The sequence below is a fragment of the Parasedimentitalea maritima genome, assembly GCF_005771405.1.
Classification (GTDB): domain Bacteria; phylum Pseudomonadota; class Alphaproteobacteria; order Rhodobacterales; family Rhodobacteraceae; genus Parasedimentitalea; species Parasedimentitalea maritima.
In genome coordinates, this window is the sequence record NZ_VAUA01000008.1 from 125,106 (window position 1) to 147,768 (window position 22,663).

25 protein-coding genes are annotated in these 22,663 nt (G+C 53.9%); 13 read left to right on the forward strand and 12 right to left on the reverse strand.

Annotated features, from left to right (window positions below):
- The first annotated feature begins 36 nt into the window (after positions 1-36).
- The 6 genes from FEE96_RS16090 to FEE96_RS16115 all read left to right on the forward strand — a co-directional run bounded on the left by FEE96_RS16090 (position 37) and on the right by FEE96_RS16115 (position 3,888).
- Positions 37-669, forward strand: coding sequence for an ATP-dependent Clp protease proteolytic subunit (locus FEE96_RS16090; protein WP_138164146.1), 633 nt, complete (start codon positions 37-39; stop codon positions 667-669).
- A gap of 144 nt (positions 670-813) precedes the next feature.
- Entirely contained in the window at positions 814-2,082 is a 1,269-nt protein-coding gene (gene clpX / locus FEE96_RS16095) for an ATP-dependent Clp protease ATP-binding subunit ClpX (RefSeq protein WP_138164147.1), read from the forward strand.
- 71 nt (positions 2,083-2,153) lie between these two features.
- Positions 2,154-2,510, forward strand: coding sequence for a RidA family protein (locus FEE96_RS16100; RefSeq protein ID WP_138164148.1), 357 nt, complete (start codon positions 2,154-2,156; stop codon positions 2,508-2,510).
- A gap of 144 nt (positions 2,511-2,654) precedes the next feature.
- Positions 2,655-3,041, forward strand: a complete 387-nt coding sequence (locus FEE96_RS16105) for an NADH:ubiquinone oxidoreductase subunit NDUFA12 (RefSeq protein WP_138164149.1) — start codon at positions 2,655-2,657, stop codon at positions 3,039-3,041.
- Positions 3,042-3,067: 26 nt separating this feature from the next.
- Positions 3,068-3,520, forward strand: coding sequence for an outer membrane lipid asymmetry maintenance protein MlaD (gene mlaD, locus FEE96_RS16110; RefSeq protein ID WP_138164150.1), 453 nt, complete (start codon positions 3,068-3,070; stop codon positions 3,518-3,520).
- 5 nt (positions 3,521-3,525) lie between these two features.
- A complete protein-coding gene (locus tag FEE96_RS16115) occupies positions 3,526-3,888 on the forward strand; it encodes a DUF2155 domain-containing protein (RefSeq protein ID WP_425467329.1) in 363 nt (120 codons plus the stop codon).
- Here FEE96_RS16115 and aat read toward each other — a convergent pair.
- From aat to FEE96_RS16135, 4 genes are all read right to left on the reverse strand, one after another.
- Entirely contained in the window at positions 3,852-4,484 is a 633-nt protein-coding gene (gene aat, locus FEE96_RS16120; RefSeq protein WP_138164264.1) for a leucyl/phenylalanyl-tRNA--protein transferase, read from the reverse strand. The genes FEE96_RS16115 and aat overlap by 37 nt on opposite strands.
- Positions 4,485-4,541: 57 nt before the next feature.
- Complete coding sequence (gene accC / locus FEE96_RS16125) at positions 4,542-5,891, reverse strand: acetyl-CoA carboxylase biotin carboxylase subunit (RefSeq protein WP_138164152.1); 1,350 nt, start codon at positions 5,889-5,891, stop codon at positions 4,542-4,544.
- Between the two features lie 9 nt (positions 5,892-5,900).
- Positions 5,901-6,392, reverse strand: a complete 492-nt coding sequence (accB, locus tag FEE96_RS16130) for an acetyl-CoA carboxylase biotin carboxyl carrier protein (protein ID WP_138164153.1) — start codon at positions 6,390-6,392, stop codon at positions 5,901-5,903.
- A gap of 144 nt (positions 6,393-6,536) precedes the next feature.
- Positions 6,537-7,073: a PAS and helix-turn-helix domain-containing protein gene (locus tag FEE96_RS16135; protein ID WP_138164154.1), complete on the reverse strand. Its 537-nt coding sequence runs from the start codon at positions 7,071-7,073 to the stop codon at positions 6,537-6,539.
- A gap of 142 nt (positions 7,074-7,215) precedes the next feature.
- On the opposite strand from FEE96_RS16135, the gene FEE96_RS16140 reads away from it, so the two are divergent.
- A complete protein-coding gene (locus FEE96_RS16140) occupies positions 7,216-8,949 on the forward strand; it encodes an alpha/beta fold hydrolase (RefSeq protein WP_138164155.1) in 1,734 nt (577 codons plus the stop codon).
- A 93-nt stretch (positions 8,950-9,042) separates the two neighbouring features.
- The gene (locus tag FEE96_RS16145; RefSeq protein WP_209120778.1) at positions 9,043-9,405 is read left to right on the forward strand and encodes a CBU_0592 family membrane protein; all 363 of its coding nucleotides are present in this window, start codon (positions 9,043-9,045) and stop codon (positions 9,403-9,405) included.
- 166 nt (positions 9,406-9,571) lie between these two features.
- Here FEE96_RS16145 and FEE96_RS16150 read toward each other — a convergent pair whose 3' ends face one another.
- The 5 genes from FEE96_RS16150 to FEE96_RS16170 all read right to left on the reverse strand — a co-directional run bounded on the left by FEE96_RS16150 (position 9,572) and on the right by FEE96_RS16170 (position 14,821).
- Positions 9,572-10,327, reverse strand: coding sequence for an ABC transporter ATP-binding protein (locus FEE96_RS16150; RefSeq protein ID WP_138164156.1), 756 nt, complete (start codon positions 10,325-10,327; stop codon positions 9,572-9,574).
- A 12-nt stretch (positions 10,328-10,339) separates the two neighbouring features.
- Positions 10,340-11,095, reverse strand: coding sequence for an ABC transporter ATP-binding protein (locus FEE96_RS16155; RefSeq protein WP_138164157.1), 756 nt, complete (start codon positions 11,093-11,095; stop codon positions 10,340-10,342).
- Positions 11,096-11,106: 11 nt separating this feature from the next.
- Positions 11,107-12,309, reverse strand: coding sequence for a branched-chain amino acid ABC transporter permease (locus FEE96_RS16160; RefSeq protein ID WP_138164158.1), 1,203 nt, complete (start codon positions 12,307-12,309; stop codon positions 11,107-11,109).
- Between the two features lie 4 nt (positions 12,310-12,313).
- Entirely contained in the window at positions 12,314-13,336 is a 1,023-nt protein-coding gene (locus FEE96_RS16165; protein ID WP_138164159.1) for a branched-chain amino acid ABC transporter permease, read from the reverse strand.
- 141 nt (positions 13,337-13,477) lie between these two features.
- Entirely contained in the window at positions 13,478-14,821 is a 1,344-nt protein-coding gene (locus FEE96_RS16170; RefSeq protein WP_138164160.1) for a substrate-binding protein, read from the reverse strand.
- A 230-nt stretch (positions 14,822-15,051) separates the two neighbouring features.
- Between FEE96_RS16170 and FEE96_RS16175 the strand changes: the two genes are divergently transcribed.
- From FEE96_RS16175 to FEE96_RS16195, 5 genes are all read left to right on the forward strand, one after another.
- Positions 15,052-16,347: a helix-turn-helix domain-containing protein gene (locus tag FEE96_RS16175; RefSeq protein ID WP_138164161.1), complete on the forward strand. Its 1,296-nt coding sequence runs from the start codon at positions 15,052-15,054 to the stop codon at positions 16,345-16,347.
- A 98-nt stretch (positions 16,348-16,445) separates the two neighbouring features.
- The gene (locus FEE96_RS16180; protein ID WP_138164162.1) at positions 16,446-16,826 is read left to right on the forward strand and encodes a response regulator transcription factor; all 381 of its coding nucleotides are present in this window, start codon (positions 16,446-16,448) and stop codon (positions 16,824-16,826) included.
- Positions 16,823-17,158, forward strand: coding sequence for a hypothetical protein (locus FEE96_RS16185; RefSeq protein WP_138164163.1), 336 nt, complete (start codon positions 16,823-16,825; stop codon positions 17,156-17,158). The genes FEE96_RS16180 and FEE96_RS16185 overlap by 4 nt, the downstream gene beginning before the upstream one ends.
- On the forward strand, positions 17,158-19,836 hold the full coding sequence (locus FEE96_RS16190; protein ID WP_138164164.1) for an ATP-binding protein: 2,679 nt from the start codon (positions 17,158-17,160) through the stop codon (positions 19,834-19,836). Before FEE96_RS16185 ends, FEE96_RS16190 begins: the two co-directional genes overlap by 1 nt.
- Before the next feature lie 82 nt (positions 19,837-19,918).
- Complete coding sequence (locus FEE96_RS16195; RefSeq protein ID WP_138164165.1) at positions 19,919-21,259, forward strand: FliM/FliN family flagellar motor switch protein; 1,341 nt, start codon at positions 19,919-19,921, stop codon at positions 21,257-21,259.
- Between the two features lie 81 nt (positions 21,260-21,340).
- On the opposite strand, the gene FEE96_RS16200 is transcribed toward FEE96_RS16195, so the two are convergent.
- From FEE96_RS16200 to FEE96_RS16210, 3 genes are read right to left on the reverse strand one after another with little or no spacing between them, the layout of a single operon-like run.
- The gene (locus FEE96_RS16200; RefSeq protein ID WP_138164166.1) at positions 21,341-21,769 is read right to left on the reverse strand and encodes a protein tyrosine phosphatase family protein; all 429 of its coding nucleotides are present in this window, start codon (positions 21,767-21,769) and stop codon (positions 21,341-21,343) included.
- 10 nt (positions 21,770-21,779) lie between these two features.
- Positions 21,780-22,211: a DUF6691 family protein gene (locus FEE96_RS16205; RefSeq protein ID WP_138164167.1), complete on the reverse strand. Its 432-nt coding sequence runs from the start codon at positions 22,209-22,211 to the stop codon at positions 21,780-21,782.
- A complete protein-coding gene (locus FEE96_RS16210; RefSeq protein WP_425467330.1) occupies positions 22,211-22,654 on the reverse strand; it encodes a YeeE/YedE family protein in 444 nt (147 codons plus the stop codon). The genes FEE96_RS16205 and FEE96_RS16210 overlap by 1 nt, the downstream gene beginning before the upstream one ends.
- Positions 22,655-22,663 lie beyond the last annotated feature (9 nt).

Genomic DNA, 22,663 nt, shown 5'->3' on the forward strand with positions numbered 1-22,663 from the left:
TATGGTCCCGATTACATTCAAAGCAGGCAGGCCCAAATGTTCGATCCAAAAGAAACCTACATGAACACCCTCGTCCCCATGGTTGTGGAGCAGACCAGCCGCGGTGAACGGGCATATGATATTTTCTCACGCCTGTTGAAAGAGCGGATCATTTTCCTGAATGGTCCTGTGCATGACGGCATGAGCTCACTTATCGTGGCGCAGCTTTTGCACCTTGAAGCGGAAAACCCATCCAAAGAAATTTCGATGTACATCAACAGCCCGGGTGGCGTGGTGACATCGGGCTTATCGATCTATGACACCATGCAATACATCAAACCCAAAGTTTCGACATTGGTGATTGGTCAGGCGGCATCAATGGGGTCGCTGTTGCTGACCGCTGGTGAAAAGGGCATGCGCTTTTCGTTGCCCAACTCGCGTGTCATGGTGCACCAGCCTTCTGGCGGTTTCCAAGGGCAGGCTACTGACATCATGATTCACGCCGAAGAGACGCTGAAACTGAAGCGCCGTCTGAACGAAATTTATGTGGAACATACCGGCCAAGAGCTGGACAAGGTCGAAGCCGCGCTGGAGCGCGACAATTTTATGTCACCTGAAGAAGCCAAAGAATTTGGCCTGATCGATGAGATCGTGGCCAACCGGCCCAAAGGTGATGACGAAGAGAGCTGAAGCGCTCTCCCTAACTAACCACTGCGCCCCAGACAGGCTGGGGCGCACTTTACGATTGTAGCGGCTGAGGCACTGGCTTAAGCTGTTTTTGAAGCGGGAGACGCCTGTGGCGGGCGGCTCCTGGCGCGGACTGAAAGGTAGACCATGGCGACGAACTCGAGCGGCGACAGCAAAAATACGCTTTACTGCAGCTTCTGCGGCAAAAGCCAGCATGAGGTGCGCAAGCTGATTGCGGGCCCGACTGTGTTCATATGCGACGAATGTGTCGAATTGTGCATGGACATCATCCGCGAAGAGACCAAGGCCTCGGGGCTAAAAGCCACCGATGGTGTGCCGTCTCCTAAAGATATTTGCGGCGTGCTGGATGACTATGTGATTGGTCAGGCAATGGCCAAGAAGGTGCTGTCAGTGGCGGTGCACAATCACTACAAGCGTCTGAACCACGCCCAAAAAGCGGGCTCAGAACTTGAATTGGCGAAATCCAATATCTTGCTGATCGGCCCAACTGGTTGCGGTAAAACACTACTAGCACAGACGCTGGCCCGGATTTTGGATGTGCCGTTCACAATGGCAGATGCGACCACTCTGACCGAAGCGGGATACGTGGGGGAAGATGTTGAAAACATCATTCTGAAACTTCTTCAGGCCTCTGAGTACAATGTCGAACGCGCTCAGCGTGGTATCGTCTACATCGATGAAGTCGATAAAATCACACGTAAGTCTGAAAACCCTTCGATCACCCGCGATGTGTCGGGCGAGGGCGTACAGCAGGCTTTGCTGAAGCTGATGGAAGGCACCGTTGCCAGTGTTCCACCACAGGGCGGTCGCAAGCATCCGCAACAGGAATTCCTGCAGGTCGACACCACCAATATCCTGTTCATCTGTGGTGGCGCGTTTGCCGGTCTGGACAAGATCATCGCAGCGCGCGGTAAGGGCTCGGCGATGGGCTTTGGTGCAGATGTGCGTGACAACGACGAGCGTGGCGTGGGCGAAGTGTTCCAGGATCTGGAACCCGAAGATCTGCTGAAGTTTGGTCTGATCCCTGAATTTGTTGGTCGTTTGCCTGTGCTGGCAACGTTGGAAGATCTGGACGAAGATGCATTGGTGACCATCTTGTCGGAACCAAAGAACGCATTGGTCAAACAATATCAGCGACTGTTCGAACTGGAAGAAACCGAGCTGGACTTTACCAACGATGCATTGAGTGCCATCGCTAAACGCGCCATCGAGCGTAAGACTGGTGCGCGTGGTTTGCGGTCAATCCTCGAAGATATCCTGCTCAACACTATGTTTGAGCTGCCCGGAATGGACAGCGTCACCAAGGTGGTGGTGAACGAAGAAGCGGTGAATTCAAATGTTGAACCGCTGATGATCCACGCAGATGCCGAAAAAGAGCCTGCATCGGCCGGGTAACTCATTGTGTACCGGACTTATCAATCACGGCGCGGTTCATCCCGCGCCGTTTTCTATTGGGAGAAGAAAAGTTGATCAAACGTATTTCCTCGGGCGGTGAATTTGAGAGCAAAGTGGGCTATTGCCGCGCGGTTGTTGCAGGCGGGTTTGTACATGTGGCAGGAACTGTGGGGCAAGGGGACGGAGCCTTGGAACAGTGCCGATCAGCCCTTGAGATCATAGGTAAGGCACTGGATGAAGCAGGCAGTAGTTTTGCCCAAGTCGTGCGTGTAAACTACTACTTGCCTGACCGAGCGGAGTTCGCGCCTTGCTGGCCGATTCTTGCGGAAACTTTTGGCGATAATCCGCCAGCCGCCACCATGATCGAATGTGGTCTGATTGATCCCAAATATCGCATTGAGATCGAGTTGACGGCGTTACTACCCTAGCTGAAACTGGACCATCCCTCCTTTCCCAACCTGAGCGCGGGAAAAAACGCGCCTCATCTACGTCCTGCGCACTCTGAGAGGGCACAGCATCTGGACCTTGGCCCCAAACTAGGTCATATCAAGACTAACTTTGCGGAGATACCCATGGGAATTCTGAATACTCTTTTGCGCGCCGTTACCTGGTGGAACGGTCAGACACTGAACACTCAGCTTTTTACCGCCCGCAAGGGTATTAAGGTTGGCGATGATGATCAGGGCAACGTGTACTACCACAATGCCGATGACAGCAAACGCTGGGTCATCTTCAATGGTGAGATTGAGGCGACACGGATAAATGCGGACTGGCATGGTTGGTTGCACCGCACCTTTGACGAATTGCCCTCTGAGCAACCTTTGAAGCACAAGGATTGGGAAAAACCGCATCAGGAAAACCTGACTGGTACTGCTCTGGCCTACGCGCCTGCAGGATCGATTCGCCGGGCCGCTGAGCCTGCCACTCGTCAGGACTATGAGGCATGGGTGCCGGAGTGATCCGCCCCCTGTAGAGGCGAAGTAGCATGTCCCACAATACCACCGAAGTTTTGGTCGGCGGCGTCGTACTGGCCGCAGCGATAGGTTTTGCCGTTTTTGCAGGGCAGGCCACGGGATTGTCGCGTGGTGGTGAAGACTACCAACTTAATGCCTCGTTTCGCTCTATTGAAGGGGTCGGCGTCGGTACTGACGTCCGCTTGGCCGGCGTTAAGATTGGTACAGTTACAAACGTTGTCTTGAACCCACAGACATTTCGTGCGGACACTGGTTTCTCGGTGCTTCAGGGGATCGATATTCCTGATGACAGCGCTGTGGTGGTGTCGTCCGAAGGTCTGTTGGGCGGCAACTTTGTTGAGATTATGCCTGGTGGTTCACCGTTCAGTTTTGAACCGGGGGATGAAATCGAGGACACTCAGGGCGCTGTCAGCTTAATTACTTTGTTGCTGAAATTTGTGTCCGGCAGCGGGGAAGAATCGTGATCCGATTGGCGTTTTGGTCCGGTCTGCTGTCGCTGGGGCTGGGTTCAGCTAGCTTGGCACAAGACAATGGAGCCGTGTCTGGAACTGGTGCGGTGTTGCGCGGTCTGGACAAAGTCAACGGTCGCACAACGGATGCCGAGCTGCCAATTGGTGGCAGCGCTGAACTTTTTGGTCTGTTGGTGACTGTCGCTGATTGTCGTTATCCGGCAGAAAACCCCACAGGGGATGCCTTTGCCTTTCTCACAATACGAGAGCCAGACAGTGGTGCGGTACAGTTTGAAGGTTGGATGATTGCCTCTAGCCCGGCGTTAAGCGCGTTGGATCACAGCCGCTACGACATCTGGGTATTGCGCTGCAATAGCTCCTGAGCAGTGGGGAGCTCGGCAGAGGTGAAGGATTTTTGTTCCTGCACAGCCTCAAACAGCTGCCTGCGATAGGCTGCACGGCTGATTTCTATCCCGCCCAGTGATGCTAGGTGTGTGGTCAGGAACTGAGTATCACACAAGGTAAATCCGGTCTGATTGAGACGATCAACCAAGTAAGCAAGCGCAAGTTTTGACGCATTGGTACGATGCGAAAACATACTCTCTCCGAAAAATGCAGCCCCTACAGTGACGCCATAGACACCGCCACTCAGCGCACCGTCCTGCCAAATTTCGAGCGAATGTGCATGCCCCATTTCGTGTAGCTCAATATAGCGCTTGTAGATTTCAGCGTTGATCCAGGTTTCCTCACGATCGGCGCAGGCTGTAACAACGGCCTGAAAATCGCGGTTCACAGTCACCTGATAAGCTGCACGTCGGATGTGCCGTCCGAGAGAGCGGGAAATATGAAAACCATCCAGCGGAAGAATGCCACGGCGCTTGGGGTCCACCCAGAAAACTTCGGGATTATCGCTGGTTTCGGCCATGGGGAATACGCCCACTGAATAGGCGTGCAACAACAACTCTGCAGACAGTGTTATCATACAAGAACAAAGGGGTGGGTAGGGTGCGTGCTCGCACGCACCGCTACCAAAGTTTTAGCTGGCCAGATTATCGTCAAGCCAACGTTCCAGCCAGTGAATGTTATAGTTGCCAGACTGAACGTCAGCTTCGGCCAGTAGGGCATGAAACAGTGGAACTGTGGTGTCGACTCCATCAACAATCAATTCACCCAGGGCCCGGCTCAGGCGGGCAATGGCCTCATTGCGGTCGCGGCCGTGCACAATCAGCTTGCCGATCAGACTGTCGTAATAGGGCGGGATCGAATAGCCGTCATACAGCGCCGAATCCATCCGAACACCCAATCCGCCTGGGGCGTGGTACTGGGTGATTCTACCGGGGCAAGGGGCAAAGTTCGGGAGCTTCTCGGCGTTGATCCGCACCTCAATGGCGTGGCCGTTGATCGTAAGATCGTCCTGACTAAACGACATTTGCAGGCCTTCGGCGACGCGAATTTGTTCACGTACCAGATCCACACCAAAAATTGCCTCGGTGACCGGATGTTCCACCTGCAGGCGGGTGTTCATCTCGATAAAGAAGAACTCACCGTTTTCGTACAGGAACTCAATGGTGCCGGCGCCAATATAGTTGATATTGGCAACAGCATCGGCGCAGATTTTACCGATTTTAGCGCGTTCCTCAGGGCTAATGCTGGGGCCCGGGGCCTCCTCAAACACCTTTTGGTGACGGCGTTGCAACGAGCAGTCGCGCTCGCCCAGATGCACAGCCTTGCCCTTACCATCTCCGAACACCTGAATTTCGATGTGGCGCGGTGTGGTCAAATATTTCTCGATGTAGACTTCATCGTTGCCAAAGTTGGACTTGCCCTCAGCACGCGCGGTGCGAAAAGCCATTTCCATATCAGCCGCAGTATTGGCGACTTTCATGCCTTTGCCACCGCCGCCAGCTGTCGCCTTGATAATTACGGGATAGCCGATATCAGCGCCAATTTTCTGCGCTGTTTCCAGATCTGGAACGCCACCATCTGAGCCGGGGACACAGGGTACGCCCAGTTCTTTCATGGTGTCCTTGGCGGTAATTTTATCGCCCATTGTGCGGATGTGCTGTGCGGTAGGGCCGATGAATGTCAGGCCGTGATCCTCGACGATCTGCACAAAATTGGCGTTTTCAGACAGAAAGCCATAGCCGGGATGGATCGCCTGCGCGCCAGTGATTTCACAGGCTGATATTATGGCCGGGATCGATAGGTAGCTGTTGATACTGGACGGCGGGCCAATGCAAACTGATTCATCAGCCATGCGCACATGCATGGCGTCGGCATCTGCAGTCGAGTGTACTGCAACCGATTTGATGCCCATTTCACGCGCCGCGCGGATCACGCGAAGGGCGATCTCGCCGCGATTGGCAATCAGGATCTTGTCAAACATGTCTGATCCTTACTCGATGATGACCAGAGGCGTTCCGAATTCCACAGCAGCACCATCTTCGACCAGAATGCGTTTTACCGTTCCAGCCTTGGGGGCAGGGATGTGGTTCATGGTCTTCATGGCTTCGATGATCAGCAAGGTATCGCCTTCGCTGACTTTCGCGCCGACTGAGATAAAGGCTGGAGCACCCGGTTCTGCCTGAGTGTAGACGGTGCCGACCATCGGTGATGGCACAGCGCCAGGGTGGCTGGCGGGATCATCCGCTGGCGCTGCAGCAGGAGCCGCAGCTGCGGCGACAGGTGACGCAGCTGGCGCGGCGGCAGGGACCGCTACCTGCACAGGTGCCGGCATTGCAGCAACTTGACGAGAGACGCGCACATTCAGGCTGTCGTCATCGCCATAGTCACGTTTGACCTGCAACTCGGTCAGGTCATTGTCGCGCAGCATTTCGGCCAATGCCTTGATAAAGGCGACGTCTGCTTCGTGAGTTTTGTTTTTCATATTGTCCTCAGCCGGTTCTCAGAGACCTGCCGGTAATGCAGGTCGAAATTTAACGCGCTTATAGGGCATGGTCGCCCGCAAGGAAAGCACCCTAACAGAGCGCTAACATGGGCGTTCGGCATCAAATTTGCAATCGGTCCTGATTTAGAGAGGCATACCGGTCAGTTTTGCCACCAATTCGGGAAGCTTTCGGGCTGAGAATTTCTTAAGCAGATTGGCGCGGTGGGTTTCAACTGTACGGTAGGACAGGTTCAGCTCCACGCCGATTTCTTTCGCAGATAAGCCGCGACAAGTGAAAATCGCGACGTCGCGTTCTCTGGGCGTCAGAGTGACCATTGGCCTATCGTCGGAGATATCAGCAAATGACCAAATTCCAGCTCGGAATGGCTGATCTGGAGTCAGCGACCGACCGCGGACCCGACACCAGAACAACTCGCCAGTACATCTCCGCATAATGCGCTCATCATCGTATCGCCCGGCCTGAGCGTCCTCTTGCTGCAGCAAGTCCCCGATCCGGTCAAAGTCCGCGCGGCTTGGGTACAAAGCGGAAATCTCCATACCGATAAATGCCGCGGGAGTATCCCCGAAAGTTTCGGCAAACTGCAGGTTGCAGCGTCGGATGAAGCGGTGTTCCAGTTGGGCTAGCCCGACGGGCGCATGGTCAAAGGCTATATCAGTCATGGGGCATATGTGGACTGAATTTCCTCTTATGGAAAGGGCACACACTGTGGCTGCGGGTCGGGTTCTGGAAAACCTGACTTTATGTGCTGGAGATTGCAATGCTATGTGATGTTTTTGTTTTATTAGTTTTGGGTGTTTGGATATGTCGGGCAATTTTGAGCAGTTGACACATTTGGTTTATGAGGCGTCGTTGGACAATTCGTTGTGGCCTGAATTGATACTTGAGCTGACAGAAGAAGTTCAACGCGCGCGCGACAGTCGGTTTTTGGAACATAACGACAGCAAGGGGCTGGAGAACCTCTCACAGCACTTCAGGCGGGCCTTTAGCATTTCCAAACGCATGGTCGACTTGCAAGAACGCGAGACCTATTTGTCGTCGGTTTTGAACAGTTTTGCCTTTGGTGTAGCCCTGTTTGGGGAAACTGGGCAGCTCTTGATGGCCAATCGGTCAATGCAGGAAACGCTGCAGTTGGGATCGATTTTGCCCAATGGTGAACTCCCGGGCCTTTTGAACGACAAAGGCGAACAATCGCTGGCCTCGCTGGTTGGGTCCTGCATTCAGAATGAGGTATCGCAAGAGTTCCAATTGCCGGGAAATTGCCAAGAGCCAATGATGGTTTTGCCTCGTCAAGACGCGGAACGAATTGGATTTCCGTCAATTGCCTCTGCAGTTCTGATTTCTGCAGGCCGAGGAAAAAACGATGCGCTGCGCAGCTTCTCCCATACGCATCATCTTTCTAGGCGTGAGGCTGAGCTGTTAGGCGAACTTAGCCAAAAGGGGGAACTGCGAAGTGCGGCTGTTGAGATGGGACTGTCCTATGAAAGTGCGCGTACGTATTTGAAGCGGATCTATGATAAAACGGGGCTTCATAATCAGGCTAGTCTGATCGCTGGGCTCGCCGCGACACCAATGTCCGCCCTGCGACGTAGTGAATTGTTTAAGGGTGAACGCCGGAACGTGCGGCGGATGATCACTCTTAGAGATGGCCGCAACCTTGAATATTTTTGCCTTGGCCCTGAAACCGGGGACCCCGTGCTGGTCTTCGATGCGCTGTCGGGGGTTGCAATCGATGTGGTCGGGTATCCGGATCTTTGCTTGCACTATCTGGAACGGCACAACATTCGTCTTATTACCCCCTGTCGTCCCGGCGCATTTCGGTCCGAGGCCAGGGATATGGACAGCCTGCGGGATTTCACATCAGATGTAGAACAGTTGATGGAGCAATTGGGCCTAGGCAGTGTAGGTATTTTGGCCCTGTCCTTCGGTTCGGGCAGCGCATTGGCCGTGGCGCATGGGTTAGGATCGCGTGTTGAAAAAATCGTGCTGTCTTCTGCTGCCTATCCTGTTTATCGCCATCCGAATTGGCGTGAGTTGGATCAGTTTTATCATATGTCCAGTATTTTGGGGCGCCACTGGCCCTCAATGCTTCGGCAGGTGATCCCATTTCTGGTGCGATCAATTTTGCAGAACCGGGACAACTATTTTGACCGGTATTGTAAGCGTACACGCAGCGCTGACGATGTTGAAATTCTGTCGCATCCGGTGATCCGGCGCCGAACAGCTGAAATGCTGGCACAGCGCACAGCCATGGGCATGGAAGGCATGGTGGAAGAGAACCTGTTGAATGCTCAGGGCTGGGACTTCCCTGTGCAGGATATCACGGTTCCGGTTGAAATTTTTCAAGGTGACCTGGATAACGTAGCACCCGTGCAAGGGGCCGAGCTTTTGGCTCAGCATTTACCGGATGCCCGCCTGACTGCGATGGCTGACAAAGGGCATTACCACCACATTACCAACTGGCCCTGGTTGCTGGCGCGTGCGGCTGGGCGCGATGTGGAGCCTGGTAGCGAAAGGTATAGTATTCCAGACCTTTGAGTGTTTTGTCCCCAAATGGGAATAGGTCGAAATAGCGAGGCTTTCTAGATACCGGACGTGGTTAACGAGTAACTTTTTTAAGGCCTGTCCAAAATGATTGTTGAAAACATCTATGACGTCTTTGCGTCTCTTCCTGCACAGGTTTCCACTGGGTGTGGGGTAGTTGGGTTTCTCCTGTACCTGACCAACTACACATTGGTGACCTTTCGCGTCATCGACAGCCAGGGGATAGCGTTCTTTCTGATCAATATATGTGGTGCATGCCTCATATTGATCAGCTTGGTGCAGAACTTCAATCTCGGCTCAATGTTGATCCAGGTTTTCTGGATTTGCCTGGGGATAATAGCAATTGCTATTCGTCTAAGGGCACGGGCGGCATGGCGTACTAGCAATGCGCAAATGGCGGACCGAACAGTAACAAACCGTTCTTTGGCTGAAACCAGTCATCATATTTGATCCAGCTCTCTCCCGGTTTGGATTAGATAGAACGGGAGCAATCGGACTGAATATTCTGATCAGTTTACGATGGTTTCCCAACCTTCATGCGAACAAAAATAAGGCCGACCCTGGTAAGGTCGGCCTTATACACTTGTTGCCGTAAAAAACGGGATTTCATTGTGGCTTAGATCGCCAGATATTCGGCGCGCAGTTCTTCGTTTTCCAGCACTTCAGAGGCCACACCGTCGAACACGATGCCTCCGGTGTCGAGGATTACCGCACGGTCAGCCAGTTCCAGTGCCCGCACTGCGTTTTGTTCAACGATGATGGTCGTGATGCCTTGTTCCTTGATGTGGATGAGCGTCCGTTCGATCTCATCCACGATTACAGGTGCCAGTCCTTCGTAAGGCTCGTCCAACAGAAGAACTTTGATATCGCGGGCCAATGCGCGGGCAATTGCCAGCATCTGCTGTTCGCCGCCCGATAGGGTGACACCCTCTTGCTTGCGGCGCTCACCCAAGCGCGGGAACAGCTCGTACAGACGTTCCAGCGACCAGCCGATCGGCGGAGCGATCTGGGCCAGTTGCAGGTTTTCCTCGACCGTCAGGCCAGGAATGATGCTGCGATCTTCTGGCACCAGGGCCAACCCTGCGGCAGAGGCCTGATAACTTGCCATGCTGTGCAAGGGTTGGTGATCCAGCCAGATCTCACCCTTGTTCAACTGGGGGTCATCCATCCGGGCGATAGCGCGCAGGGTCGAGGTTTTGCCCGCCCCATTACGGCCTAGCAAGGCAAGGATCTCGCCCTCGTGCACGTTGAAGGAAATGCCCTGCACGATATAGCTTTCACCATAGTAAGCATGCATGTCCCAGACCGACAAAAAGGCCGGGGCGGTGGTCGCCTGGTTGGCGTTCTTGGAGAAATTGGGTTTGACGTTCATTTGGTTCTCTCCTTAGCCCGACTCACCCAGGTACGCTTCGCGCACTTTGGGGTTGCCTCGGATATTTTGTGGTTCATCTTCAACCAGTGGTGTGCCCTGGGCCAAAACGGTGATCCGATCAGCCAGAGAGAACACAACGTGCATATCATGCTCAATGATGGCGATGGTGATGTCGCGTTCGTCGCTGATCTGTTTCAGCAGATCGATGGTGTTGTTGGTGTCTGCTCGTGCCATACCGGCAGTGGGTTCATCCAACAGCAGCAGGCGGGGTTCTTGTGATAGGCACATGCCAATCTCAAGGCGCCGTTTATCCCCACGCGACAGCGAGGCGGCGTTCATGTGCCGCTTGTCCGCCATGTTCATGTCTTTCAACATTTCCTCGGCTTTTGCGATGATGTCCTTTTGGCTGAGCACAGACCCGATTGCGTTCATTTCAAACGCACCGTCCCGTTTGGCAAAGCAGGGGATCATCATGTTTTCCATCACCGAAAGTTCACCAAAGATCTCGGGTGTCTGGAACACACGGCTGATGCCCATCTGGTTGATCTCATACGGGGCACGGCCCAGCACGGATTGACCGTCGAACATCACTGACCCGGTGTCAGGGATCAACTTTCCCACCAGACAGTTCAGTAGGGTGGATTTGCCTGCACCGTTTGGACCGATGATAGCATGGACCGAGTTTTCCTTGACGCTTAGGTTTACATCCCCCAAGGCTTGGAGCCCGCCGAACCGCTTGTTTACGCCTTTGACTTCAAGAATTCCCATCTTGTGTCTCCTTATTCCGCAGGTTCGGTTGTGCTGGTGGGCTTGTTACCGCCCGCCTTTTTGCTACGTATCCAGGCTGTAACGCGTTGGCCGCCTTCAACCAAACCACCGGGCAGGAACACCACAACCAGAACAAACAAGATGCCAAGCGTCATATGCCAGCCTTTGCCTACAAAGGGGTAGACCAGGGTAACCAGCAGGTCCTCAAGCCCGTCGGGCAGAGCGCCGAACCAACTGTGGAGTACGCTTTCGTTGATCTTGGAGAAGATGTTTTCGAAGTACTTGATGAAACCTGCGCCCAGAACCGGACCAATCAGAGTGCCGGCGCCGCCAAGGATCGTCATCAGAACCACTTCGCCAGAAGCTGTCCACTGCATACGTTCGGCGCCTGCCAGAGGATCCATCGAGGCCAACAAGCCACCGGCCAGACCAGCATACATACCTGAGATAACAAAGGCAGCCAGCGTGTAGGGGCGGGTGTTCAGCCCGGTGTAGTTCATCCGCTGCTGGTTCGATTTAACAGCTTTCAGCATCAGACCAAAGGGCGAGCGGAAGATGCGGATCGACAGGTAGAAAACAGCCAGCAGGATCAACGCACAGAGGTAGTACCCCGCGTTGAATTGGAAGGCCCAGGGGCCAACGGCCATTTCAAAAGTCGAACGCATTTCCAAACCAAACAGATTGGTAACCGGGATGGATCCATCTGCCGTCTGCGACACGCCAAGGACCCTAGGATCATCGAGGCTAAGTTGCAGGCCAGTCTCACCATTGGTGATTGGGGTCAGCACTGAGTAGGCCAGGTTGAACGACATCTGTGCAAAGGCCAGCGTCAGGATCGAAAAGTAGATACCCGACCGTCGCAGCGAGACGTAGCCAATCAGCAGGGCAAACACACCCGCCATAACCACTGACAACAAGATGGCGGGGATGACGTTCATCGCCAGAAGTTTGAACATCCAAACCGCCGAGTAAGAGCCGACACCCAAAAAGGCTGCGTGGCCAAAGCTGAGATAGCCCGTGAGGCCAAACAGGATGTTGAAACCAATGGCAAAGATGCCAAAGATCACAAACCTCTGCATCAGATCCGGGTAACCGGCGTTGAATTGTGCCAATCCGCTGTCCGTAGGGAACGGGTTCAGGATAAAGGGTGCTAGCATCGTCAGTGCGGCGACAAGCAACAGCATTGTGGTGTCGTTTTTGTTCATTCCGAGCATGTTTTTAGTCCTCCATCACGCCTTTGCGGCCCATCAGACCTCGGGGGCGGGTGAGCAGAATGATGATTGCCACCACATAGATGATGATTTGGTCGATACCTGGGATGATTGATTTAATCTCGTTCATCGAGGCAAAGCTTTCGAGAATTCCCAGCAGGAAGCCCGCAAGTACCGCTCCTGGCAGCGAGCCCATGCCACCAACAACCACCACAACAAAGCTGAGAACAAGGAAGTCCATGCCCATGTGATAGTTCGGCGAGTTGATCGGGGTATACATCACACCTGCAAGACCCGCGACAGCAGCGGCAATACCAAACATGACGGTGAAGCGTTTATCGATATTGATGCCAAGCAAGCCCACGGTTTCACGGTCGGCCATACCGGCGCGCACAACCATACCAAAGGTAGTGAATTGCAGGAATGAGAAAATGCCACCAATAACCAGAAGCGAGAAGAAGAAGTAGACGATACGCCAGACAGGATAAACAATATCCATGCCGATGATGGCGCCGACGTTGACAATTCCGCTCAATGCTTCGGGGGCAGGGGTCTGGATCGGGTTGGCGCCGTAGAAATATTTGATCACTTCCTGCAGCACGATGGCGAGACCAAAGGTCACCAGGATTTGATCCGCGTGGGGACGCTTGTAGAAGTGCTTGATCAGCCCGCGTTCCATCGCATAACCAACAAAAACCATAATTGGGACTGCAAACAGAATCGCCAGAGGGACTGCCCAGTCGATGATCGTCCCACCCATTTGAGGGCCGAACCAGGCCTCGACGTAGGGGGTTTTCACCTTTAGCGCATTGCCAAGAAAGTCGGTTTGGGTCTCATCAATTGTCTCAAAGCTGAGATTGAGGAGCCGTTGAAGGGTGACGGCGCAGAATGCACCAATCATGAACAAGGCCCCATGGGCAAAGTTCACCACGCCAAGCGTGCCAAAAATGAGTGTCAGTCCCAGCGCGATCAGCGCATAGGCAGAGCCCTTGTCGAGCCCGTTCAAGATTTGCAATAGGATTGCGTCCATAGCCCCCACCTTTGGGTTTGTCGTCTTGTCTTTGTGAGTGTCCGGCGGCCTCGGGATGATTATCCCGTATCGATCTGCTAGATCCGGCTGCTGGGTGAAGGGGCTGGGCGCAGATTGCGCGCCCAGCCCGGCCATATGGCCTTAGCCTGCGTTACAAGAGCCCAGGGCTCCGCCAGCAAACATTGGGTGATCGATCGGGTAAGTAACCTGAGCCGCCGGAGTGACTTCGACAACTTCAAGAAGGTCGAACTCCGATGTTGGGTTTTCTTTACCGCGCACAACCAGCACGTCTTTGAAGCACTGGTGATCGCCAGCACGGTACAATGTTTTACCATTGCCCAGACCGTCGAACTCAAAGCCTTCCAGAGCTTCGCCAATACCACATGGGTTGAAAGTACCTGCGCGTGTGGCAGCATCCGCATACAGCAAAGTCTGACAGTATACAGTGTGCGCCGCCTGCGACGGTGGGAAGCCATATTTGGTGCCGAAGGATTTAACGAATGCCTTAGAGGCATCGTCCTGCAGCGACCAGTGCCAGTTGGTGGAACCGTGAATGCCTTTAACGTTGGCACCGGCACCTTTGGCCATCAGACGCGAGTACAGCGGAACAACGATTTCGAAGTTCTTGCCGTTGACGACTTTTTCACGCAGACCAAACTGAACAGCGTTGGTCAGCGAGTTCACCATGTTGCCGCCGTAGTGGTTCAGAACCAGAACATCAGCACCCGAATTCAGAACCGGAGCGATGTAGGACGAGAAGTCAGTCGAGGCGAGCGGTGTGCGCACTTTGTTGACTGTGTTCCAGCCCATGGCTTCGGTTGCAGCAGCGATCGACTCTTCCTGAGTCCAGCCCCAAGTGTAGTCAGCTGTCAGGTGATAGGCGTTACGGTCGGTGCCATACAGGTTCTTAAGAACCGGAGCCAAGGCCGCAGCAGACATGTAACCGTTAAAGAAGTGACGGAAGCCATTGGCTTTCTTATCTTTACCGGTTGTGTCGTTCGAGTGGGTCAGACCAGCCATGAAGATCACGCCAGCTTCTTGACACAGACCCTGAACAGCAATCGCAACACCCGAGGACGAACCACCTGTGATCATCACAGCGCCGTCTTTTTCGATCATCGACTTAGCCGATGCGCGTGCAGCATCAGATTTGGTCTGCGTATCGCCTGTGACGAACTCGACCTTTTTGCCCAGGATGCCGTTGCCCTGCAGCTCTTTGGAGCTGAAGGTGTTCAGCATGCCGCCGTCGCCTTCTCCGTTCAGGTGCTCGACTGCTAACTGATATGCGCGCAGCTCGTCCGCGCCTTCGTCGGCGTAGGGGCCAGTTTGTGGTACGTTGAAACCCAAAGTGACAGAACTACCAGTGGGTTCATTGGTGTAAGCCGCGACGGACGACGCGGTAAAAATCGTTGGCAATGCAACACCTGCGCCGGCAACAGCGCTGGTTTTCAGCATGCCACGACGCGTGAAATTCGAATTGGACATATAATCCTCCCTTATATGATTGACGCGTCGCGGCTCCTCTACTTCCACGATGCGCAGGCACTATTGTGCAAATGCAGTATGGGGCGAGGTTGTAAAATTGCGCAATAATCGCCTTGTTTTTCTGGATAATTCTGTAAATAAATGCACAGAGGTGCGCCTGATGTTGTAAAGTATTTTATATTGCAGCGCAGAAAACTGTTGAAAACGTATTGATCAAGGAGGGCTGCATAATGACAAGGGACACTTTGACAGGTAGTCGAATCCGTGAACGCAGGCTGTTTTTGGCGTTGCGTCAGGCGGCGCTGGCGCGACAGGTCGACATATCTGCGTCTTATCTTAACCTAATTGAGCACAATCGCCGTAGAATCGGTGGCAAGCTATTGGTGGATATTGCCAGAGTGTTGGGGGTCGAACCTTCAATGCTTACCGAAGGCGCTGAAGTGGCACTGATCTCAACCCTGCGGGAGGCCGCTGCGGATGCCGAGAAGCCGGTCGCCGAGCTAGACCATGTGGACGAGTTTGCGGGGCGGTTTCCAGGTTGGGCTGAAGTGCTGGCTGGTGAACATCGTCGGGTGGCCACGCTTGAGCGTACTGTTCAGGTGCTGTCAGATCGTTTGACACATGACCCGCAACTGGCGGCGTCTCTGCATGAAGTGCTGTCAACGGCTGCTGCAATTCGCTCCACCGCGTCGATCTTGGCAGAAACGGGAGAGCTTGAGCCGGAATGGCGGGACCGTTTCCATCAAAACCTCAATGTGGATTCACGTAGGCTGGCCGAAAGCAGTAGGGCGCTGGTAAATTTCCTCGACGACAGTAGTACAAACGCCGCTCGACGCGGTGTGCCGCTGGAAGACGTGGAAGCGTTCTTTAGTGCCCATGATTTTCATTTTGGAGCTATTGAACAAGGACAGGCATCTCCGGCGGAATTGGTTGCGGATGCGTCTGAGCTGCAAAGCGATGCAGCCAGAACTGACGCCATGGCTGCACTGGAACTGTATCGCTTGGATGCTGAAAAGATGCCTTTGGATGAAATAACCCAAGCAGTTGCCAACAAAATAGATCCAATGGCCCTTGCCGAAACATTTAGTTGCCAACTGCCCTCAGTCTTGCGGCGCCTGGCAACCTTGCCTGAGGAGGTTCTGGGCAGGCAATCAGGGTTGGTTTTTTGTGATGCGTCGGGGTCCATTCTTTTTCGCAAACCGATCGATGGGTTTGCTCTTCCAAGGTTTGGAGCGTCCTGCCCGCTGTGGCCTCTATACACTGCATTGGCCCGGCCACAGGTTCCGCTGCGTCGTCAGGTGGTGCAGCATGGCCGCCATGCCACGGGTTTTGAATGCCTAGCTGTCGCCTGGCCGCAAGCGCAAGTTGGATTTGATAAAGATCCGATGTACCGTGCAGTAATGTTGATCCTGCCGCAGACGGTCAGCCGGGCAGATGCACTGGCGGTAGGGTCAAGCTGTCGGGTCTGTATGGCAAAGAACTGTCAGGCGCGGCGCGAGACATCAATCCTTGACGAAGAGTTTTGACAGTTATGTGACCGCGGGTCTAGTCTGGCCTGAACTAGGGGAATTAGCGCTAGGTCTTTGAGGACCGCAAGTTGGCGTTGAGGGAGGAATTTCTGCATATGGGCAGACATGTTGTGTTGATTGAGGATGAGCCAAATATTATTGAGGCGATCCGGTTTCTACTGACCCGGGAAGGCTGGACTGTTGAGGCTCATTCTGATGGTCAAGATGCGATTGCGGTGATCAAGGCGGCAAAACCAGATCTGGTTATTCTTGATCTTATGCTGCCGGGCAAAAGTGGAATGGAAATCATTAAGGATCTCCGCGAACAGGAAAAAATGACCCAACTACCGGTGTTGATGCTGACAGCGCGCGGGCAGGCGCGAGATCGGGAAATGGCTGAAAAGGCCGGGGTCAGCCGTTTTATGACCAAGCCGTTTTCCAATACAGAAGTGCTAGCGGCAGTTCGGGATTTGCACGCGCAGGCCAATCAAGCATGAGCCATAGCGGCGACGACTGGGGCGAAGGCAGGCAGCGAACGGCGCTATTTGTTGAACGCAAGGCCTATCGACGTCGTCGTCTTATGGATATTGCACGACTGTTACCGTTGTTTGGGGCGCTACTTTTTCTGGTACCGCTGATGTGGCCAAATCCTGATCCCTATCCCGCACCGGATACGTCAGGTGGGAAACCTATTTCCGAAGCCATAACCTACCTGTTTACGATTTGGACGTTGTTGATTGTTGCCAGCTTTGTGTTTGGGGTGGCTGTACGCCGGTGGGCGGAAAACTGGACTGAAGGTACCGACAAACCTGGTGAGGAAGCGCCCTAATGGCTTCGCTGAATGTGCTCGTTGCGGTGTGTTTGGTCTATGTCGCTCTCTTGTTCATTGTGGCCTTTGCCGCTGACCGCAAGGCCAGTAGGGGACATCGGTCCGCCTGGTTGCGGTCACCGTTGATCTATACACTATCGCTTTCGATCTATTGTACAGCTTGGACTTTTTACGGTGCGGTTGGGTATGCGGCGCGATCTGGGCTCGAGTTTATTACAATCTATCTAGGGCCAACGCTGGTAATGATCGGTTGGTGGTGGGGGCTGCGCAAACTGGTCCGAATTGGGCGCAGCCAGCGGGTCACTTCGATAGCTGACCTGATCTCCGCGCGCTACGGAAAGTCAAACACGCTTGCAATCTGTGTAACCATCTTGGCCGTAATTGGCGTGACTCCGTATATTGCGTTGCAACTGCAGTCGATCACGCTGTCATTTGCCACTTTTGCCGAGGCTGATCCCGCACGGCAGCTCTATGAAACCACAACTGTGTTCTGGGTTGCAGCGGGGTTGGCGGTGTTTGCCATTTTGTTTGGAACCCGTAACTTGAACGCAAATGAACGCCACCATGGGGTGGTGACTGCTGTTGCTCTGGAGGCGGTGGTCAAGTTGGTAGCCCTGCTGGCGGTGGGAATTTTCGTGGTTTGGGGGCTGTCCGATGGTATTGGTGAAACCATGGCCCGCGTGGATGCCTCGCAGATCGGTCAATGGCAAATGCAAGGCGACCGCTGGGCCACCATAACCTTTTTGTCTGCAGCGGCCTTCGTTTGCCTGCCGCGCATGTTTCAGGTCATGGTGGTTGAAAATGAAGATGAGCGGCATCTGCGTGTCGCGGCATGGGCTTTTCCGCTATATCTGCTCTTGATGAGCCTGTTTGTTGTCCCAATTGCTGCAATTGGGCTGGAGCTGTTGCCCGTAGGGGCAAATCCCGATCTGTTTGTTTTGACCATCCCCCTCAGCCAAGGTCGTGATGGGCTGGCTATGCTATCTTTCTTGGGCGGGTTTTCGTCGGCGACTTCGATGGTTATTGTCGCTGCGATGGCATTGTCGACCATGGTTTCCAACCATATCGTGATGCCGATCTGGCTGCGGATGCAGGGACATGGGGCTTCAGTCTCAGGCGATGTTCGCAATGTGGTTCTGCTTGCGCGCCGGGTGTCGATCGCAGTGATCATGGCTCTGGGGTATTTCTACTACAGGCTGGCTGGCCAGGACGCGGCACTGGCTTCGATTGGCCTGATCTCGTTTGCTGGGATTGCGCAAATCCTGCCTGCGCTGGTGGGGGGGCTGTTTTGGCGTGGTGCCACCAGGACCGGGGCACTGGCAGGGTTGTCTCTTGGGTTTTTGATTTGGCTTTATACTATGCTTCTTCCTGCGCTGGGGGGCGGTCTCTTGCCGGATGCAGTGCTGACTGATGGATTGTTTGGCTTTTCCTGGCTGCGCCCGCAGGCCCTGTTTGGGATTGAGGGGCTGGATCCAATCGTTCATGCAGTCATGTGGTCTATGGCGTTGAACGCCGCGGCTTTTTGCACTGTATCGCTGGCGACGTTCCCAAACCCGTTAGAGCGGCTACAGGGAGCGCAATTCGTCAATGTTTTTGATCATTCAGCGGGGCCACGGGGCTGGACCGGGCTGGTCGCGCAAAGCGAAGACCTGATGGTGATGTCACAGCGGATTTTGGGAGCAGGCGAAGCACAGGACTTTTTCCAGAGCGAAGCCATCCGTCAAGGAAGTCACGGTGGGCTCCCAGAACCAACACCAGCGTTTCTGGAGCGATTGGAGCGAGAGTTGAGTGGATCAGTTGGTGCCGCAGCTGCGCACGCGATGGTTGGCCAGATCGCCGGAGGGTCGTCGGTATCGGTAGAGGACCTCTTGGCTGTGGCGGATGAAACAGCACAGATGTTGGAATACTCTGGTCAGTTAGAAGTGCAATCCAAAGAATTATCGCGCACCGCTAAGAAGTTGAGGGAAACAAATGAAAAACTGACCCAAATTTCACAGCAAAAGGACGCTTTTCTAAGCCAGGTGAGCCACGAATTGCGTACACCTATGACCTCGATCCGTGCGTTTTCAGAGATCCTGCGAGACACCGAAGGTGGGAGTGAAGAGGATACCGTTCGCCATGCGAGCATTATACATGATGAAGCCCTACGGTTGACTAGATTGTTGAACGACCTGCTGGATCTGAGTGTTCTGGAAAGTGGTCAAGTGAGCCTTAACATGACTGTTGGTAGCCTGGGGGAGGTGCTTGACCATGCTGTGTCAACTGCGCTGGCAGGATCAGATAAACCGTTGAACGTCATTCGCCACCCATCGACGGAAGTGGTGCGGATTTCGTCTGATTTGGATCGCTTGTCACAAGTTTTTATCAACTTGATCGCTAATGCTCAGAAATATTGCGATGCTGAGAACCCGGAAATTAGCATCGTGGCGTCAACCAGATATGGGCGGTTACGGATTGATTTTCTAGACAATGGCAGCGGAATACCGCGGGCTTCGCAGCAACTAATTTTTGAAAAATTCTCGAGGGTTAGCCCCGAAAAAGCCGGTGGAGCAGGTCTGGGACTGGCGATTTGTCGTGAGATTATGCTGCGTTTGGGTGGCGATGTGCGTTACCTGTCCGGGCATCCTGGCGGCGCCTTTCGGGTTTCCTTGCCATTAGCACCAGATTTGGTCACCTAAGACGACGTTTATAAAGACTATAGTAACCAACTACGCGCTAAAAGATATCTAAAGGGGCGCAGAAGGTGTTGGTTGGGAGCCTATGTCAGACATTACAACAGCAGAAACAGCGGATGGCGGTGCAAGTGTTCTTGCACGCAAACTGGCTGTCGCACGCGAGGGGACCAGCGGAATTTCCAGCTCGGTCACTCTCAAGGCGCTGCGCCGTTCGCTTGCGAGAGCGGCTGCTGATCTGTGCGAACTACCAGTTGCGGTCATTGCGGCTCGCCAAGTAAATTGCGCGCCGGAAGACCTCAACCGCCATCTGTCTGACGAAGATCTGCTGGTGGTGCTAGATGGTCCGAATGGGCGCATCGGTGCGGCAACGTTGGATGCTGCAACAGTTACAGCACTTATACAGCAGCAGACCATGGGGCAGGTGATGGGCAAGGCGCCCACCGAACGTCACTATACATCGACTGATGCGGCGATGACCGCCGAATTTATCGATCGGGCGTTTGCCAAGGCTGTAATGATGCTTGAAACTCAAGCAGATTTGCCTTTGTTTGATGGTTTCCGATTTGGCGCGCGGATAGAAGATACGCGTAACCTTTTGCTTGGTCTCGAAGCAGATGACTACCGTGTCATTGAAATGACTCTGGACTTGTCATGTGGTGCTATGCAGGGCGCTATGACGCTGATCCTGCCTGAGCCAACAGATGAAGATTTAGGCAAAGATGGCCAAGCAGGCGCAATGGCTTTTGGGCCGTCTCTTGGTAGTAACATGGGGAACATGCGGGTCGATTTGAGCGCAGTATTGTGTAAGATGCAGGTCCCCTTAAACGAGTTCTCAAGCCTCCAAGTTGGTGATGTGTTGTCCTTGGATCAGGCCTTTTTATATGAAACCGATCTTATTGCCATCAATGGGCAAAGCATTTCTGGGGGACGGTTAGGACAAATAAACGGTGCTCGTGCTGTCCGATTGAGTGATTCCGGTAACGGCCTGGACGGAGGCAATGCCACCGAAGGACAAGCGTTTTCATCCGCGATCGGGTCTGATCTACCAATGGAGCAAATCAACGAACCCGCGCCGCTTGATCTTGGCATCGCAGCTCAAGGTCTCCAAGATCCTGCAGATGGTCTTGGAATGGCACCGATGGGTGACCTACCAACGGGCGATTTGCCGATGGGTGACTTGCCAATGGGCGACCTACCACCAATGGGTGACCTACCACCAATGGGCGACCTACCACCAATGGGTGACCTACCACCAATGGGTGACCTACCACCAATGGGTGACTTACCAATGGCAGGTATGGACGATATGCCCGCCCTGTTGGGTGCCGACTCAGAGGGCAATCTGGGTGGTTTTGATCAGGGTGACGCGATGGCAGAAATTACAGAATTGGCCGGTTTGGGCGATGGCCTTCCGGACCCTCTCTGATCGTTACCTAGGCGTTCGAAAAATAAACAACGCTCCGACTGTTAAGTCCGGAGCGTTGTTTTATAAAATAACAACAATAGATCAGCTTTTGACGTGCAACTCGTCTAAAGCCGGACGTAAGTTTTCCAGCTGATATCCTGCTGCAGCAGTCATGTTCAAAATTGTGTCCGAATTCATCTCGCCTGCATGACCCAGTGCCCAAACAACAGAACAGCGGGTGCCAGAGGCGCAATAGGCTAGCACGGGCCCGTCACAGACCTCTGCCAATTGCCGTTGTTTGTTTACATTGTCTGCCGTCATGGTCTGATGTGTGAGCGGGAGTTCTTCAAACCGCAGCCCTGCGGCTTCAGCGGCAGCACGGATTCTTTCGGCCTGATGGCTTGGTGGTACTTCTGCATCGGGCCGGTTGCAAATCACTGCCTTGAAGCCAGCCTTGGCCAGCGCGGGCAGATCCTCGGCCGCAATTTGCGGCGAGACGAAATAGCGGGGGGTGATAGAACGTGGATCCATATCAGAACCTTTACGCCTTTGCCGCTATTTGGTCTAGTTGTTCGCCAATTTTAGGCGCTGCAACCATACCAGCAATCATTGCGAGCATGAACAACACGCCTTCCCAGCCGTTGTAGGTGATCGACGCAATCACAGGTCCGGGGCACAATCCCACCAACCCCCAACCCATACCAAACATGACGGATCCAGTTATCAGCCGGTGGTCGAGTTCTGGACGGGCCGGTGATGGAAATGCACCGCCCACCAGTGGTGCACGTCCTTTGGTGAACTGCCAGGCAATGAACATTGGTATGATGGCGCCCCCCATTACAAATGCAAGAGTTGGATCCCAATCACCAAATACGTCTAGCCATCCCTGTACCTTAATGGTGTCGGTCATGCCTGAGATGAAAAGACCAGCGCCAAATAGCCCACCGGCAAGAAAAGAGAAAAACAACCGCATTAGATCACTCCCAGAACATGGCGAAAGACAACCAGGGTCATTCCGCCTGCCAGAATATAGAAAACAGTGGCCACGATGCCGCGCAATGAAAGGCGTGAAATGCCGCAAACGCCATGGCCAGATGTGCAGCCATTGGCAATACGGGTGCCAAGACCAACAAGTAGGCCTGCGGCAATGATGAGAGGCACGTTGTCGGTCATGTGAGTGTTGGTTTTGATCAAGAACAGCGAAGACAGAACCAAAGGCAGTAAAATAACACCAGCAAGAAAAACCAGTTTTTCGGCCGCACTTTTGCGGCCACTGCCATCGACCAGCCCGCCTAAAATGCCACTTGCTCCCATGATGCGGCCATTGCCCAGTAGATAGACAGCGCCACCCATTCCGATAAGCCCGCCGCCAGCAAGCCCCCAGATCCAATCTGTTTCCATGACGTAAGTCCTTATTGTGCGCGA

What these genes read in the sequence shown, in the direction of transcription:
- FEE96_RS16090 (WP_138164146.1), top strand. Translation starts at nt 37, where the DNA reads ATGTTCGATCCAAAAGAAACCTACATGAACACCCTCGTCCCCATGGTT.
- clpX (WP_138164147.1), top strand. Translation starts at nt 814, where the DNA reads ATGGCGACGAACTCGAGCGGCGACAGCAAAAATACGCTTTACTGCAGC.
- FEE96_RS16105 (WP_138164149.1), top strand. Translation starts at nt 2,655, where the DNA reads ATGGGAATTCTGAATACTCTTTTGCGCGCCGTTACCTGGTGGAACGGT.
- mlaD (WP_138164150.1), top strand. Translation starts at nt 3,068, where the DNA reads ATGTCCCACAATACCACCGAAGTTTTGGTCGGCGGCGTCGTACTGGCC.
- accC (WP_138164152.1), bottom strand. Translation starts at nt 5,891, where the DNA reads ATGTTTGACAAGATCCTGATTGCCAATCGCGGCGAGATCGCCCTTCGC.
- accB (WP_138164153.1), bottom strand. Translation starts at nt 6,392, where the DNA reads ATGAAAAACAAAACTCACGAAGCAGACGTCGCCTTTATCAAGGCATTG.
- FEE96_RS16135 (WP_138164154.1), bottom strand. Translation starts at nt 7,073, where the DNA reads ATGACTGATATAGCCTTTGACCATGCGCCCGTCGGGCTAGCCCAACTG.
- FEE96_RS16140 (WP_138164155.1), top strand. Translation starts at nt 7,216, where the DNA reads ATGTCGGGCAATTTTGAGCAGTTGACACATTTGGTTTATGAGGCGTCG.
- FEE96_RS16145 (WP_209120778.1), top strand. Translation starts at nt 9,043, where the DNA reads ATGATTGTTGAAAACATCTATGACGTCTTTGCGTCTCTTCCTGCACAG.
- FEE96_RS16150 (WP_138164156.1), bottom strand. Translation starts at nt 10,327, where the DNA reads ATGAACGTCAAACCCAATTTCTCCAAGAACGCCAACCAGGCGACCACC.
- FEE96_RS16155 (WP_138164157.1), bottom strand. Translation starts at nt 11,095, where the DNA reads ATGGGAATTCTTGAAGTCAAAGGCGTAAACAAGCGGTTCGGCGGGCTC.
- FEE96_RS16160 (WP_138164158.1), bottom strand. Translation starts at nt 12,309, where the DNA reads ATGCTCGGAATGAACAAAAACGACACCACAATGCTGTTGCTTGTCGCC.
- FEE96_RS16165 (WP_138164159.1), bottom strand. Translation starts at nt 13,336, where the DNA reads ATGGACGCAATCCTATTGCAAATCTTGAACGGGCTCGACAAGGGCTCT.
- FEE96_RS16170 (WP_138164160.1), bottom strand. Translation starts at nt 14,821, where the DNA reads ATGTCCAATTCGAATTTCACGCGTCGTGGCATGCTGAAAACCAGCGCT.
- FEE96_RS16175 (WP_138164161.1), top strand. Translation starts at nt 15,052, where the DNA reads ATGACAAGGGACACTTTGACAGGTAGTCGAATCCGTGAACGCAGGCTG.
- FEE96_RS16180 (WP_138164162.1), top strand. Translation starts at nt 16,446, where the DNA reads ATGGGCAGACATGTTGTGTTGATTGAGGATGAGCCAAATATTATTGAG.
- FEE96_RS16185 (WP_138164163.1), top strand. Translation starts at nt 16,823, where the DNA reads ATGAGCCATAGCGGCGACGACTGGGGCGAAGGCAGGCAGCGAACGGCG.
- FEE96_RS16190 (WP_138164164.1), top strand. Translation starts at nt 17,158, where the DNA reads ATGGCTTCGCTGAATGTGCTCGTTGCGGTGTGTTTGGTCTATGTCGCT.
- FEE96_RS16195 (WP_138164165.1), top strand. Translation starts at nt 19,919, where the DNA reads ATGTCAGACATTACAACAGCAGAAACAGCGGATGGCGGTGCAAGTGTT.
- FEE96_RS16200 (WP_138164166.1), bottom strand. Translation starts at nt 21,769, where the DNA reads ATGGATCCACGTTCTATCACCCCCCGCTATTTCGTCTCGCCGCAAATT.
- FEE96_RS16205 (WP_138164167.1), bottom strand. Translation starts at nt 22,211, where the DNA reads ATGCGGTTGTTTTTCTCTTTTCTTGCCGGTGGGCTATTTGGCGCTGGT.